The following is a 15,340-nucleotide window of genomic DNA, read 5'->3' as shown; positions in this document are numbered from 1 at the left end:
TATGTGCATACTGAGCTTACTGCTTTCATGTACGGCGCTCACCTCATGTGCTGGCACGCGCAAAAAGAAGAACACAGGCAAAAAGCCCGTAGAGTATACCCTCACTGTGGCTGCCATACGCCCCGCACAGCCTGCCGACCAATATGTAGAGATATCTTTCCTGGAATCGGCAAGGTTCTACCGCCTGCCACGCAATGCCGATCCATCTTATATAGACCTGCTGCAGCGTTCGCAACAGGAGCATACTCCTGTATTGGTAAAACGTGCCAATGAATACTCTGATGTGATATTGCGGGTACGGAAAAAATAATGCGCCTTTACAACATGGCAAAAAAAAGTAACGCCCCCTTTTCCGGGGGCGCTGCACCATTTTATCTTAACACCTCCCTTTGGGCCTGCCTGCCAGCAGGCAGGGGTCGGGGGCTTAGTTGTAGTTCACTGTTACGGGAACACCGGTAGCGTTGGTGTACAGACCAGATGCCTGGCCGGCAGCTACGTTCAGGGTAGCACCTACGTTCAGGGTCTCAGTACCACCTGCGCTAAGGGTACCTGTGGCAGAAGGTGAGCTGGTAAAGTTGTCTACGGTCATGTTGTGTGAAGAACCGTCAGTTATTGTGCAAGAAGTAGGAAGAGTTATTGCGTAAGTATAACCACCCTGGCCCGATACTGTGAAGCTGGCTGCAGCTACGGTACCTGTAGTAGCAGGCAGGGTAACACCACCTGCACCGCCTGTAGTGCGGGTACCTGCAGGGGCCAGGACAGCAGTACCGGCTATGGTTGCAGACACGGCTACGTTACCGAAGTTCATATCTACTGTCTTAACGATAGATATGGGGGTGATGATGTTAGCTGATGCAGAAGCAGTTGCAGTGGCCTGAGCGAATGAGCTGTTAGAGAAAGATACCAGGGCAACAGTAGCGAGAGCGAGAGACTTGAAGATGTTTTTCATTGTAGTTCGTTTTAGTTTGTTTTTGTTTGTTGTTTGCCTGCCTGCCGCAGGTAGGTTTGACAGGTATATAACCAACCATGTGCCAAAAACATAAAACACTGAAAATCAAACGATTGAATTTTGGCACGTTATACCACCTATCCACCACATGGATAAATCTTCCAAATAATGGACAAAAATGAAATTGTGGAAAGATAACAGGCATGCACGCTATACCTATAAGTACCTTCGCGGGGCGTTCCAGCACGCATTCTCTTCTATGGCGAACGATAAGGCCGGCGGAAAACTTCTTATTATCGGCATGGTCATCAGCATGTTCCTGTGGGGACTTAGCTGGCCCTCGGGCAAGGTACTTTCGGGTTACTGCTCTGTGGTCAACTTCACCGTTTACCGCTATGTTATAGTTGTCATCACTACGGCCATGCTGCTACCCATTATGGGCATCAGCTTCCGGCTAAGGAAACAGGGCATACCGGTATTCATCGCATCGGGCGTGCTGCTTGCAGTGTATAGCTACTTCTTTTTCATGGGCATAAAAAAGGGTACAGCAGGCGCAGGCGGCGTACTGGTGACCACCATGAACCCCATAATGGCCTATATGCTGGGTATAGCGCTGAGCAGGCGGCTGCCCTCGCGCAATGAGGGTATAGGTCTGCTGCTGGGTATAGCAGCGGGTATCACATTGCTGAAACTGTGGGACAGCACCGCCGCCCTGCTGGACAGCGGCAACCTCTACTTCCTGATGGCCGCGCTCACATGGGCCGTGATGAGCAAGTTCACGGCACGCGGTGCGCAATATGGTACTTCACTCAGCTTCAGCCTGTGGCAGTATATGGTCACACTGCTTTGCTTCCTGCCCTTCACAGATGTGGCAGAGATGCAGGCCACACTACAAACCGCAAATCTGCGGTTCTGGGGCAATCTCATATTCAGCTCGGCCATAGTCACATCGGGGGCTACTACCATCTACTTTTACACCACTACCCGCCTGGGTGCAGAGAAGGCCAGCAGTTTCATCTTCCTGGTACCACTGGCGGCGGCTATATCGTCTTGGCTGCTGCTGGGCGAAAAACTGCAGGTACATACCATGGCAGGCGGTATACTAGGCATAGCGGCGGTATACATAATGAACAAGAAACGGAAGACACAGCCCTGAATATCCACAGGATACATACTATGAAACAAGACCTCACCAAGACCTATAAAGCATACTACACAGCGCCAAAGGAACCCGCCATAGCCATGATGGATACCGCGCACTACATTTCCATAGCAGGCCAGGGCGACCCATCGGGTCCCGGGTTCGCGGCCAGTGTGACGGCGCTCTACAGCACGGCATACACCATAAAATTCATGTGCAAGGAAATGGGCAGCGACTTCACAGTGCCCAAGCTGGAAGGCCAGTGGTGGTACGATGAAGAGCTATACAAAGGCCTGGGCATTACCGATGCGCCTACAAAGATACCTCGCGAAGAATGGAGCTACCGCCTGCTGATACGCATGCCTGAACAAGTGACCGGGGAAATGATAGCCACTGCAAAAGACACTGCGCTGCGCAAGAAGGGCGTAGAACTGGTAAAGGATGTCCTGCCCTTTACCATAGAGGCCACAAAGGTGGTGCACATGATGCATATAGGCCCCTTCAGCACCGAGCCTGTATCGCTGCAGAAGATGATGGCGCTGATAGAGAAAGAAGGGCTGCAGCGGAATGGCCTGCACCACGAGATATACCTCTCGGACATGAGGAAGACAGAGCCCGCCAAACTGCGAACCATACTGAGAGAGCCCATGAAGTAAGGGGATAGATGATGTGCTTATACTTCTGAAGAAAATGTTATAACATTCCTCGTTTTCCCCGGCACAGGGGCATATTGTTGTAACTTTAGAGCACTTATAACGCCTGCGCATGCAGGCCCCATTACTCATCCACACACATCTTTGCTATGAAAGAAATGCCGCTTACTGTACGCCGTTCCATAGAGGCCCTTGGTATTTGCGCAGCAGGGGCCATAGTAGTGCTTGGCCAATCCGTTATCATGCCATTGCTCATGGCCTTCTTCATATCGCTGCTGCTGCTGCCGGTATTGCGATGGTTCACCGCACGCAAGGTGCCCGAGATCATTGCCATTTGCCTTTGCATATTGCTCTTCGTAGTAGTGATAGCAGGTATAGCCACGCTGCTATCTATACAGATAGCAGGTTTCCTCAGCGACCTGGACACCATACGCAAGAACCTGACCCTGCACTGGAACAAGCTAAGTACATGGATAAGCACACATGCCCATGTATCGGTGACACAGCAGATGGCCATGATAAAAAAACAGGGCGCAGGGCTGGGCAACAATGTATCGGGCTATTTCAGCACGGCATTTGCTTCGCTCAGCAATATATTCGTGTTCCTGGGCCTCATACCTATCTATGTGTTCCTTATACTGTTCTACCGCAACCTGCTGGTACGTTTCGTATACCTGTGGTTCGAAGAACCGCAGCACCCACGCGTAGAAGAGGCCGCGAGAGAGACCGAGGTGATAGTGAAATACTACCTTATAGGCCTGCTGATACAGATAGCCTACCTCATAGTGCTGCTGGGCGGTATACTGCTGCTCTTCGGCATCAAGCATGCCATACTCATAGGCATCACCTTTGCCATACTGAACCTGATACCCTACCTGGGCGCGCTGATAGGTAACCTTATAGGTGTGCTGTTGACACTGACCACATCGCAAGAGATGTGGCAGATATGGGCCGTACTGGGTACCATTGCCTTCGTGCAGTTCCTGGACAATAACATACTGATGCCACGCATAGTAGGCTCTAAGGTAAAGGTGAACGCCCTGGTGAGCATCATAGGCATAGTGATAGGCGGCACCATGGCGGGCATATCGGGCATGTTCCTTTCCATACCTGTAATGGCGGTGCTGAAGATAGTCTTCGACCGGTCATCGAACCTGAAACAGTGGGGCTACCTGCTGGGCGATACCCGGCCTGCGCTCAGCCCCATCAGCAACAGGATGTACCGCATAAAACGCGACCTGGAACAAAAGCGCGACGAGAGCGTAGAGGATAAGAAGGATGAGGCAACAGACGAAAAGTAAACTTCCCCACCACAGCTAGAACGGATAGCCAATACCGATGTTGAAGATGAGATTCTTCTTCTTCCAGTCGGGGTCGGCTATCCGTATATCATCCAGTACCCAGCGGTCGCCTTCGGGCAGCCAGGGCTTGCGAATGGGCATACCCATATCCAGCCGCAGCACCAGTATCTGGAAGTCGAAACGCAGACCTACACCTGCATCAGCGGCCAGCTCCTTATAAAAGTTGGATGTGAACTTACCACCCGGCAAAGAGGGATTATCGCGGAACAGCCATATGTTGCCGGCCTCGGCAAAGAGGCCCACGTTCAGGAATTTGTATATGTTCTGCCGCAGCTCTACGTTCATTTCCAGCTTCATGTCGCCAAGGGTCTGTATGAACCTGCGGCTACCTGCGGAATCATATTCATTGAATGTGCCCGGCCCCACCAGGCGTGAGGGGAAACCGCGCAGGTCGCTGTTGCCACCCGCCCAGAACTGCTTGATGTTGGGCAGCGAGGCAGAGTTGCCATAAGGTATACCCAGCCCCACCAGCAGGCGCGATGCCAGCAATGCCGTGCGCGACAACCGCATGTAGTGCCTGAGGTCGGGTTGCAGCTTCACATACTGTGCGTAAGTGGAGCCGAACAGCAGATCGGGGTTGGTCTCAAAGTCGGCCTTTTTCACAAGGCCCAGTATATTGCCCGATAGGTCTACCCTGCCGCTGAAAAAGACAGCGTGTTTCCTCTGCAGTCCTACCTGCGAATTGTAAGTGAAGTCATATGTAGGGCCCAGTATGATGCCATTGAACACAAGGTTGCTGTATAGCAGACCCAGGTTCTGCGGGCTGCCCACGGTATCGGTGCGTACATAGGTAAAGTTGAGCGGGTATAGCTGGTGCTCCTTTCTTGGACCTTCCTTCCATACATAGCCGTAAGACGCATTGTAAGAGCTGATGTTGATGAGCTTGGCCGAGGATTCGAAATTATACTTCAGTTTTATAGAGGTGCGCGGTATGAAGCGGCTGGGCGTCTCTATCTTTTTGAACGGCACCACGAACCGCGGGAAGGACAGGCTGAGCTCGCTACCGAAGTTGTAGATGGTAGGCTGGCGCACCGGGCCGCTGTACTGGGCCTCGAACCCGCCATTTATCTTGAACATGAATTCCTCTGCGCCCTTGAACGTATTCCTGTGCCGCCAGCTGATGCTGCCTTTGGTACCGGCCCTGTTGTCGTTCTGCGTATGCGCACCGGCCTCGAAGCGCAGCGACTTGCGCGGATGCGGTGTAAGGTAGTAGTATACATCCAGCAGGGAGTCGCCGACCTGCTCGAAGCGGTTCTTCACGAACTTGAAGTTGCCCATGTTCACCAGCCTGCTGAGGGTGGTGTTCTGCATGTCCATACTATACTCATCGCCCTTCTCGAACACCATGGCATCGGCCAGCACCTGTGGCTTGAAGTTCTTCCTCGGGTCTATGACGTAGTAACTATCTACAGGCACCTTGTTCTCTTTGCCGGTATCCTGCGCCCTGCCCCTGAGGCGGTAATTGGCATAGATGAACACATCGTTTATCGTATAGCGCCTGTATGCCTCGGGCGGTATCTCGCGGTGTTTCAGCCGCACGTTCATATTCACCTTATGGCCGCCTATAGAGCTATCTGCCACTATGAACACATAGTCGGGTTTGAAGTAGTAATACCCTTCTTCTTTCAGCATCCTGTCTATACGCGCCCGTTCGGCCTTTATCACCTCCAGGTTGTAGGGCTGGTCTTTCTTCAGTAGTGTCTCCTTATCGAATGTGCTGTTTATATCGCTCCATACCTCGGCAGCAGTGTCCCTGCGCAGTGTCACATTGTTGATGGTATACTGCGGCCCCGTGGTGATATAGAACAGGGCCCGTGCCTTCTTCTTCCCCAGCGAATCGAAATGTGCCGAGGCATGGGCATGAAAATATCCGCGGTTCTCCAGGTAATTCTGCATCAGCGCTGTGTTATGCGGCAGGTCCACATCTGCTGTCAGCACGGGCGGCTCGCCTACTTTGCTGCGCAGCCACGCCCGCAGTCCCTTTGTTTTCTTCGTATCGCCGGCCATGGTATATGCTCTCAGCTTCAGCCGCATGCCCAGCGTCTTGCTGTTGGGACGGGGACGTACCAGTTCTGCAAGGTCGTCCTTCAGCAGCTTCCTTTCCTTTACAGAGGCCTCATTGTCCGTTATGAACACCTTGCTGCCCCTGAACAGTCTATCGCCCGCAGGCAGACGCCGTGTATTGCTGCATGCCGAAAGCATGGCGGCCAGTACAAGCAGCAGGGGCCATATATATGTGCGCAATGTCATTTAGTGCCTTTCTTTCTTTTCGGTGTCTTATCTTTTTTGCCGGTAGTATCTGCCGGTCCTTTCTGTGTACGGGGTATCACTGTGCTGTCATTACGGTTCCTGTTCCTATTGCCCCTTATAGCACGCCTGAAATTATTGTAATCGAGACTGACTATGAAATTGACACCTGCCTCGGTAACAAAGCCCTGCAATACCCCCACATCGTATGCCTGCCGGTATGCGCGCAGTACATATTTGCCATCGGGCGAAAGCATATAGTCGGCCGCAAGGTTGGAAGGTATATAACTAGCCTGGTTGTTGTTATTGTTCTGCGCTCCCTCCAGCTCGAAGTTGTTGCCCAGGGTCAGTTTCAGGCGGTCGTTCAGCAGTTGCTTCGATGCCGCAAGGCCCAGGTTGGTACGCTGGCGCAGGCTGCCTGTAGTGTAGTCCTCGGTGGTGGCCAGGTCTACCGAAAGGTCCACACCCTTCACAAAGCGGTCGGCCGCACGGTCCAGTTGTTCACCAAGAAAAGTGCTTACGCTCTGCATGGCAGCAAAAGAAGCACTGCTACCCGCGCCGGAGCTGAACGGATCGTCGGAAACGAAACGATTGAGCACCAGCACCGCGAATACCTGCTTATTGAGCTCGGATGTATCGGTACGCACCTGTGCCAGCTTGCTCTGCACCAGCTCTACCTGGTCGGCGGCCATGCGCAGGGCCCTGCCCTCGGGCAATCGTACATCGAACGAGAGGTAAGGTGTCATCACCGGCCCTGTCATGTAGAGGTTCACATTGAAGGGCAGTCGCTGCTTGTAGTAGTTGAGCTGCGCAGGATCGGACACCTCGCGCTGCACAAGGTCGTAGGGCGGCACCTGCGCCTCGTATACAGCGGTCACATCCAGCGTAGTGTTCTTTACAGGATCGCCTGCGAATGTGATGGTACTTCCCTTCGCTATCCTGAACTTTCGTTTCACCAGATTGTAGTTGAGCTGGTAGGCGCCATCGTTCAGCGAGTACATACCTGTGAGCGTTATATTGCCTGCCTGGTTGATGGCGGCGTTGATGTTCGCATCACCTTTAACGGTAAGGAGATCGCCCGATCCCTGGTCCAGCTTCAGCGTAAAGGAAGCCTCCTTGTCGGCAGTGATGTTCACGTTCACATCAGAGCTGCGGTAAGATGTGCGCTGTGCGGGTGGTCTGTTACGCGGCGCCAGTACATTACGGCGTGCTGTGTCTCTCATGTTCACAAAGCGCACTATGCCTTTACGGCTCTCTATCTCCGGCTTGCTCTCGGGGTTCACTATGGTCATTTCGGTACCCTTCAGTATGCGCAGTGTGCCATCTACGCCGGGCGCCTCCATGGGGCCCTTCACATTTATGTTGGCCGTTACCAGCAGGTCGCCATAGAAGAGCTTGTTGTCGCGCGCGGTAGACTGCACCACCCGCCACTGGTTAGCGCGTACGTTCAGGTCCAGATCTATCTTGTCCAGGTCGCGGGTATCTATCTTACCGTTTATGGTGGCCTTGTTGTTGTCCTTGTCGTGTATGTCCAGGTCGTTCAGTACTATACCCTCTTCACTGAACACTATCTTCTCTGCAGGCAATCTGTATTCAGCATTGAGCTGTGTGATGGTAGTGGTAAGGTCCTCGGTACGCAGCTCTCCTGTTATCTTCGGGGCCTTTATAGCGCCCTGTATGGCCAGTTTACCTTTTATAAAGCCCGAACTGTTCTTTATCTGGTGCTGCGCCAGCGACTCGAAGGTCTGCAAAGACAGTGTGTTCACATCCACATCGAACTTCAGGTCATTGCCATTCACAGGTTTCAGATAGTAGGTGCCGTTCATGGCTATATCATTGCCTTTACCCTTCAGATCCACCTTTGCGGCTATGGCATTGTCCTGCTTGTTGTCTGCGGTCACATGCAGATCGCCAAGGGTATCGCCCATCACCACCAGCGAGCGTATGGCCACATCTCCGCTGATCCTTGTTGCCGGCGAGAACTGCTCTATGTTCACCGTTGCGGTCAGCATACCATCGGCCACCAGTGTATCGCCTGTGCTTATGGCCTTCGTGAGGTTGGCCAGCGCAAAGTTGCTGATGTCTATCTTCATAGGCGCATTCACGCGGGGCGCTTCGCTATTGGCCTTTATATACTGCCCCGCATTGCTTATCTGGAAGTTGCTGATGTAGAAACCACCACCGGCCAGTACTATACGGTTGGGCTGCGCTACCTCCCAATCCCTATAATCGAGCTTCAGGCCGGGCTCCAGGTGTACTATCTGCGAGTCTCCCACCTTTTGCATACTGGCCTCCAGCACAAAACGTTCCTTGCTTTCAGCATCGGCAAGGGTGATGCTGGTGGTAATGAGGTTCTGCTCTATGCGGCCATTGATATCGGCATAGTAGAGCGAGAACTGGCTCTGCTTTATCTGGTCGGCGGTGATGCGGTAGGTAAATGCAGAGTCGGTACCGCGTACTGTGACGATACCTTGCGATATAGTGGTGGTACCATACACTATATCGGGCATGGTCACATCGAGCAGCAGTGTGCGCGGCGTGAGCGAGCAGCGCAGGTGTATGGAATCGAACGATTTGAGATCTGGCAGTATGCCACGCAGCATGGGCCTGTCCACCACATCGGCCACCACATGCAGCGAATAGTCGGCAGGCAGGGTGGCAGTATCCGATGGCTTTGGCGTGGCTGCCAGCGCGGTATCGGCCGCCCGTCCTGTACTATCTTTTTTCCGCTTGGGGAATTTGTAATGGCGGTCTATATGGTCGGCAAGTATGGGGCCTATCTTGCGCAGCGGTGTCTTGCCAGTGATGCTGGCAGTAAGCACGCCCAGGTCGGCAATGATGTTCTGCCCGGTATCGGCCGATGGCCTGGAGATGATGTAAAGACTATCGAGGAAATACCGCTTGCCATCGGCATTCACCACCGGCTGCCACCATATGAACCTGCCCTGCGGATAGTCGGGGTCCAGCACGGGGAAGTCGGCATGTATGGTACCGCTGGCGCGCAGCTCTGTGGCATATAGCCGTAGCGCCTGCAGGTCTATGCTGTCTATGCGTATATCGGCCTTTACCGCGGGATGCTCGCCGCGCAGGTCGGCATGGCCCTTTAGCTGTATGCGCACATTGGGGTCGGTACACATCAGGTCCAGGTCTCCCTGCTTGTCGGCCATACGGCCATACAGCCTCATGTCGTGATAGCGGTAGCCCTTTACCATGGCCGATATGATGTTTCCATCCACACTTGCCGACATTGCCTTGGGGTCGAGGCCTGTACCTTTGGCCACAAAGTTAGCAGTGACACGGCCCAGCATACTATCCTGCCTAATGATGCGGCCCACATTGAGGTCGGCAGTGTTGATGAGCATATCGTAGCGCTCGCGGCCCTTACCCGGCGACATGTGCAAGTAGCCCTTTAGGTAGGCCATGCCATCGGTAGAGGAAAGGTTGAGGTCGGTATTGTAGTCCTGCACGGTACCGGCCACCTTGCCTGTGATACTGAACTGGTCGGGTATGCGAACGGACATCAACACAGAGTCCGGCACGAAGGGGTTAACGTCCTTTGCGCAGGAGCGCAGTGTGGCAATGTGCAGGTCGTAGCCCACCCTGTCGGCATCGGGCAGGCCGGTGAGCCTGCCACGCAGCAGTATCTCGGTATTGGTGAGTCCCTTCGCATAAAGGCGCGATATATCAAGGTCTCTCAACTGCCCTATGATGCGTGCCTCCAGTTGCAATGATGCATCGGCATTCTCTGCGAACATCTTTTGCTGTGCCAGGTCGGGCACAAAGAGCAGTACATCGCTCATGGCCACCTTGCTCCTGCGCAGGTCCACATTCAGTTGCATCAGCGGTAATTGCTGCGCAATGGAGTCCAGCGAGGGATAGTGTACCTCCAGGTGGTCCTGCAATACCGTACCGGGCGTCTCCAGGTACAGGTCGTTCAGCACTGCGCCCTGCGGGTCGTAGGTGAAATTCGTTCTCAGCTCCTTTACCTTTACCCCGCTTTGCTCATTGGCAGCCAGGTGCTTTATAGCGCCCGATATAGAGTCTGTGCTATACCTCAGCTTTTCGGCATCCAGCTCCACACCCTTCAGGTACATGTGTGCATAGTCCATACCACGCGGCTGGTGCAGTTCGTTCTCATTATCCATCCTGAAGCTCACACCTGCAAGCCTCACCTTGCCTGCGGCCACGCGCCAGCCTTCGGTGGTATCTATTGTCACTATGGTATCTACCACTGCAGGCGGCGTAGCATTCTTGCCCATCACTAGCTCGGCGCCGGTATTGCTCAGGTCCAGCCGCTCTACATCCACCACATTATCGGCCAGCCCGAACTTGTTCAGCTCCAGTTCCAGCTTGCCCAGGCTCACTGCAAACAGCATCTTGTTCAGCTTATCGCGATACCGGAACGCTACCTTCTGCAGCGATATATTGTCGGCCGCAAGCTGCAGGTCGGCATTACCGGGCTCCTTGTCCTCATCGGGCGGCAGGTACGATGTATCCTGTATGTAAATGGTCTGCAGGCCTTCTACTGCCAGATCCTTTACATGAAAGCGCATCTGCTGCAGGTCCACTTTCTTCATGCGCAGGTCCAGTTTATCCAGGTCCACGGCCAGCAGCATACCGCCGGTATGATCATCGAAACGGGCATGTATATCATTAAGCCGCACACGGCCTATATCTATCGTGAAGGGTTTGGAAGACGATGTATCGGCAGGCTCTTCTGCTTGCGGCTCGGTAGTAGCATCTCCCTTGCCTGCAAACGCATCTATGATGTAGGTAAAATTGAAATTGGTATCGTAAGATGCGCGGTATATGTGGCTGTGTACACCTGTCAGTATCACCTGCTGCACATCTATCTTCTTGTTCAGCAGCCGTAGCATGCTGATGTCCACCTTCAGCTCGCGTACAGAGAGCAGAGTGTCTTGCGCACGGTCTCTTACCAGCACATCTTTTATCACCACGAATTTTGGGAAACCCACACCCAGGAAACCTATCCGCACCTCGGTATGCAGTTTGCCGGCAAGGAATTTCTCGGCGCGGCCGCGCACTATGTTCTGCCCCCACTGCGAATTGAGGAATAGTGCAGCACCCAGTATCAACAGTATGATACTGAACAGGATCCAAAGTATGACCTTAATGGCCTTGCGCATTCAGTGACGAATAATTTATAAAAATTCCCATCCTGTAATGCCACGCTCCTTATCGCTACAGTTCGCTACAAATGGGCAGTATAGTGCTATGAAGTTACAACACGAAATGCACCTGTAATAGTACATCTAAGAAGGTTGTAAAACTTCATTATTATTTTTTAACGCTCTGCCCTATCCTTCACATACCTAAGAGCTGTACAGGACATTCGGCCCGCAGCGCTAAAGATCTCATTCTCAAACCATTGACATAAGGCGAAGAAAAAAGGTGCCGCGAGTAGTATAATACCTGCGGCACCTCATTATTTATGCTGAATTAACACCCGATCTTACATATTGCGCCTGTACTGGCCACCCACCTCGAAGAGGGCTTTGGTGATCTGCCCCAGAGAGCAGTACTTCACCACCTCCATCAGCGACTCGAAGATGTTGCCATTGTGTATGGCCGTCTGCTGCAGCTTGTGCAGCATTTCGGCGCTCTTATCGCCGCTGCGCTGCCACAGGTTCTGTACGGTGGCTATCTGGAATTCCTTCTCCTCGGTGGTAGAACGTATCACCTCGGCAGGTATCACCGTGGGCGATCCCTTGGAACTGAGGAAGGTGTTCACACCTATTATGGGGAACTCCCCGGTATGTTTCAGCGTTTCGTAGTACAGGCTCTCCTCCTGTATCTTGCCGCGCTGGTACATGGTCTCCATGGCGCCCAGCACGCCGCCACGCTCAGTTATACGGTCGAACTCGGTAAGCACTGCTTCCTCTACCAGGTCGGTCAGTTCTTCTATGATGAAGGAGCCCTGCAGCGGGTTCTCGTTCTTGGCCAGGCCCAGCTCTTTGTTGATGATGAGCTGTATGGCCATGGCGCGGCGCACACTCTCCTCTGTAGGCGTAGTGATGGCCTCATCGTAGGCATTGGTGTGCAGCGAGTTGCAGTTGTCGTATATGGCGTATAGCGCCTGCAGTGTGGTGCGAATATCGTTGAAGTCTATCTCCTGCGCGTGCAGCGAGCGGCCCGATGTCTGAATGTGGTACTTCAGCATTTGCGAGCGTTCGTTGCCGCCATATTTCAGCTTCATGGCCTTGGCCCATATGCGACGGGCTACACGGCCTATCACACTATACTCGGGGTCTATACCATTGCTGAAGAAGAAAGAAAGGTTGGGCGCAAAATCATCTATATGCATGCCACGGCTCAGGTAGTATTCTACAAAGGTGAAACCGTTGGAGAGCGTGAACGCAAGCTGCGATATAGGGTTGGCTCCGGCCTCGGCTATATGGTAGCCGCTTATGGATACCGAATAGAAGTTGCGCACCTTCTTGTCTATGAAGTATTGCTGCACATCGCCCATCACACGCAGCGAGAACTCTGTAGAGAAGATACAGGTATTCTGCGCCTGGTCTTCTTTTAGTATATCGGCCTGTACGGTACCGCGTACCGATGCCAGTGTGCGTGTCTTTATCTGCTGGTACACATCGGCAGGCAGCACTTCGTCGCCCGTTACGCCCAGCAGCATCAGGCCCAGACCATTATTGCCCTCGGGCAGGTCTTTGTTGCCAAATGTATTGTAGTAGGGCCTTTCCAGTCCTTTCTCTTTGTATATGGCATCTATCTTCGCATTCACCTCTGCTTCCAGGCCATTCTCCTTTATGTATAGCTCGCACTGCTGGTCTATGGCCGCATTCATGAAGAAGGCCGCTATAGTGGGCGCAGGGCCGTTGATGGTCATAGATACCGATGTCAGGGCATCGGCCAGGTTGAAGCCGCTGTAGAGCTTCTTGGCATCATCCAGGCAACATACGCTCACGCCTGAGTTGCCCACCTTACCATATATATCGGGCCTGTGGTCGGGGTCCTGGCCGTAGAGGGTCACGCTGTCGAAGGCCGTGCTGAGGCGCTTTGCAGGCAGCCCTGCCGATACATAGTGAAAGCGCTTGTTGGTACGCTCCGGCCCACCCTCGCCGGCGAACATACGCGCGGGGTCCTCGCCCACACGCTTGAAGGGATATATACCCGCAGCATAGGGAAACTCGCCGGGAAAGTTCTCTGCCAGCGCCCATTTCAGTATCTCGCCCCATGCCTCGTAGCGCGGCACCGATACCTTGGGTATCTGCAGGTGCGATAGCGACTCGGTATGGGTCTTTACCCTTACTTCCTTATCCCTCACCTTGAAGACATAGTATTCATCGGTATAGTTCTTCTTCTTTTGCTCCCAGGTCTCCAGCAGGTGCTTGTTCTTGGGGTCCAGCTCCATCTCGGTACGGGCATAGGCTTCCTGCAGGGTCTTTATCAGCCTGTCCCGGTCCTCTATGTTCATCTCCTGCAGGGTGGCTATGGTCTTTTTTATACCAAAGAGCTTCTGCGCTATGGCGGCCTGGCCGTGTACCCATGCATCATAGCCGCGGTTGTTGTCGGCTATCTCGCTCAGGTAGCGGGTACGGTGCGGCGGGATGATGAATATCTTCTCGCTCATCTCGTCCGTTACAGTGAACTGCGATGTGAGTGCAGCGCCCGTTCTGCGCACCACGGTATCCATCAGCATGCGGTACATGGTGTTGGTGCCGGGGTCGTTGAACTGCGATGCTATGGTACCGAACACAGGCATATCCTCGGCCTTCTGTTCGAAGAGTTTATGGTTGCGCTGGTATTGTTTCTTCACATCGCGCAGGGCATCCATGGCACCGCGCTTGTCGAATTTGTTGATCACCACTATGTCCGCAAAGTCCAGCATGTCTATCTTCTCCAGCTGGGTGGCCGCGCCGTATTCGGGCGTCATCACATACATGCTCAGGTCGCAGTGTTCGGTTATCTGTGTATCGCTCTGGCCTATGCCCGATGTTTCCAGTATTATCAGGTCATAGTTGGCCACCTTCAGTATGTTCACCGCATCGTGTATGTGCTTCGATACTGCCAGGTTGCTCTGGCGCGTGGCCATAGAGCGCATATATACCCTGTTGTTGCGTATGGCATTCATGCGTATGCGGTCGCCCAGCAGGGCGCCGCCTGTCTTGCGCTTGCTCGGGTCTACCGATATGATGCCTATATGTTTGTCCTTGAAGTCGAGCAGAAAGCGGCGTACCACCTCATCTACCAGCGAGCTTTTACCTGCACCGCCGGTACCTGTTATACCCAGCACGGGCACCTTGCTCTGCGTGGCCTGCTCCTTTATCTTTCTTAGCGCGGCCTGTGTCTCCGGCAGGTCAGAGTAGTTCTCTGCTGCCGATATAAGGCGGGCTATGCTCTTCACATCCCTTTCCCCTAGGTGGCCCGCCTCGCCGTTCAGTTGGTTGCCGGTCGGGAAGTCGCACTTCATCAGCAGGTCGTCTATCATGCCCTGCAGGCCCATGGCGCGGCCATCATCGGGCGAGTATATGCGGGTGATGCCGTAGGCCTCCAGTTCCTTTATCTCCTCGGGCAGTATCACACCGCCACCACCACCGAACAGCTTTATGTGGCCACAGCCAGCTTCCTTCAGCAGGTCGTACATGTACTTGAAGTACTCCACATGCCCACCCTGGTAAGAGGTGATGGCAATACCGTTGGCATCCTCCTGTATGGCGCAGTCCACTACGTCCTGCACGCTACGGTCGTGACCCAGGTGTATCACCTCGGCCCCGCTCGATTGCATGATGCGGCGCATGATATTGATAGAGGCATCATGCCCGTCGAACAGGGAAGCAGCCGTAACAAGCCTTATTTTATGCTTTGGAGAATAAGCCATAACAGGATAATTATTATATTAATAAAACGGACCGCAAAGTTACGAAATACGGGGCTTATGTAGGTATGCATACGCCGGTAGCCACCCCAATGTAACGTGGCTTTGATTACCTTTACCCCGCTTTTACCC

Annotated in this window: 8 protein-coding genes; 4 read left to right on the top strand and 4 right to left on the bottom strand. The window is 53.5% G+C overall.

All coding sequences use genetic code 11. The annotated features are described in order from the left end of the window. The first annotated feature begins 1 nt into the window (after position 1). Entirely contained in the window at positions 2-310 is a 309-nt protein-coding gene (locus tag ABD843_RS05960; protein ID WP_345079982.1) for a hypothetical protein, read from the top strand. A gap of 114 nt (positions 311-424) precedes the next feature. On the opposite strand, the gene ABD843_RS05955 is transcribed toward ABD843_RS05960, so the two are convergent. Then, on the bottom strand, positions 425-949 hold the full coding sequence (locus ABD843_RS05955; protein ID WP_345079563.1) for a DUF4402 domain-containing protein: 525 nt from the start codon (positions 947-949) through the stop codon (positions 425-427). A gap of 178 nt (positions 950-1,127) precedes the next feature. Here ABD843_RS05955 and ABD843_RS05950 point away from each other — a divergent pair, with 178 nt between their 5' ends. From ABD843_RS05950 to ABD843_RS05940, 3 genes are all read left to right on the top strand, one after another. Then, positions 1,128-2,105, top strand: a complete 978-nt coding sequence (locus ABD843_RS05950; protein ID WP_345079980.1) for a DMT family transporter — start codon at positions 1,128-1,130, stop codon at positions 2,103-2,105. Between the two features lie 20 nt (positions 2,106-2,125). Then, positions 2,126-2,746 carry a GyrI-like domain-containing protein gene (locus ABD843_RS05945; RefSeq protein WP_345079978.1) on the top strand — a complete coding sequence of 207 codons (621 nt, stop codon included), beginning with the start codon at positions 2,126-2,128 and terminating at the stop codon, positions 2,744-2,746. 146 nt (positions 2,747-2,892) lie between these two features. Continuing rightward, positions 2,893-4,044, top strand: a complete 1,152-nt coding sequence (locus tag ABD843_RS05940; RefSeq protein ID WP_345079975.1) for an AI-2E family transporter — start codon at positions 2,893-2,895, stop codon at positions 4,042-4,044. 15 nt (positions 4,045-4,059) lie between these two features. Here the strand turns inward: ABD843_RS05940 and tamL are convergent, their stop codons facing one another. From tamL to ABD843_RS05925, 3 genes are all read right to left on the bottom strand, one after another. Further along, the gene (gene tamL / locus ABD843_RS05935) at positions 4,060-6,354 is read right to left on the bottom strand and encodes a translocation and assembly module lipoprotein TamL (protein WP_345079972.1); all 2,295 of its coding nucleotides are present in this window, start codon (positions 6,352-6,354) and stop codon (positions 4,060-4,062) included. Next, positions 6,351-11,498, bottom strand: coding sequence for a translocation/assembly module TamB domain-containing protein (locus ABD843_RS05930; RefSeq protein WP_345079969.1), 5,148 nt, complete (start codon positions 11,496-11,498; stop codon positions 6,351-6,353). The genes tamL and ABD843_RS05930 overlap by 4 nt, the downstream gene beginning before the upstream one ends. A gap of 326 nt (positions 11,499-11,824) precedes the next feature. After that, a complete protein-coding gene (locus ABD843_RS05925; RefSeq protein WP_345079966.1) occupies positions 11,825-15,211 on the bottom strand; it encodes a methylmalonyl-CoA mutase family protein in 3,387 nt (1,128 codons plus the stop codon). Positions 15,212-15,340: the final 129 nt, after the last annotated feature.

Source organism: Nemorincola caseinilytica (genome assembly GCF_039540515.1).
GTDB lineage: Bacteria > Bacteroidota > Bacteroidia > Chitinophagales > Chitinophagaceae > Nemorincola > Nemorincola caseinilytica.
Note: the sequence above shows the minus strand (reverse complement) of the source record. Positions and strands in the feature narration are given on the sequence as shown.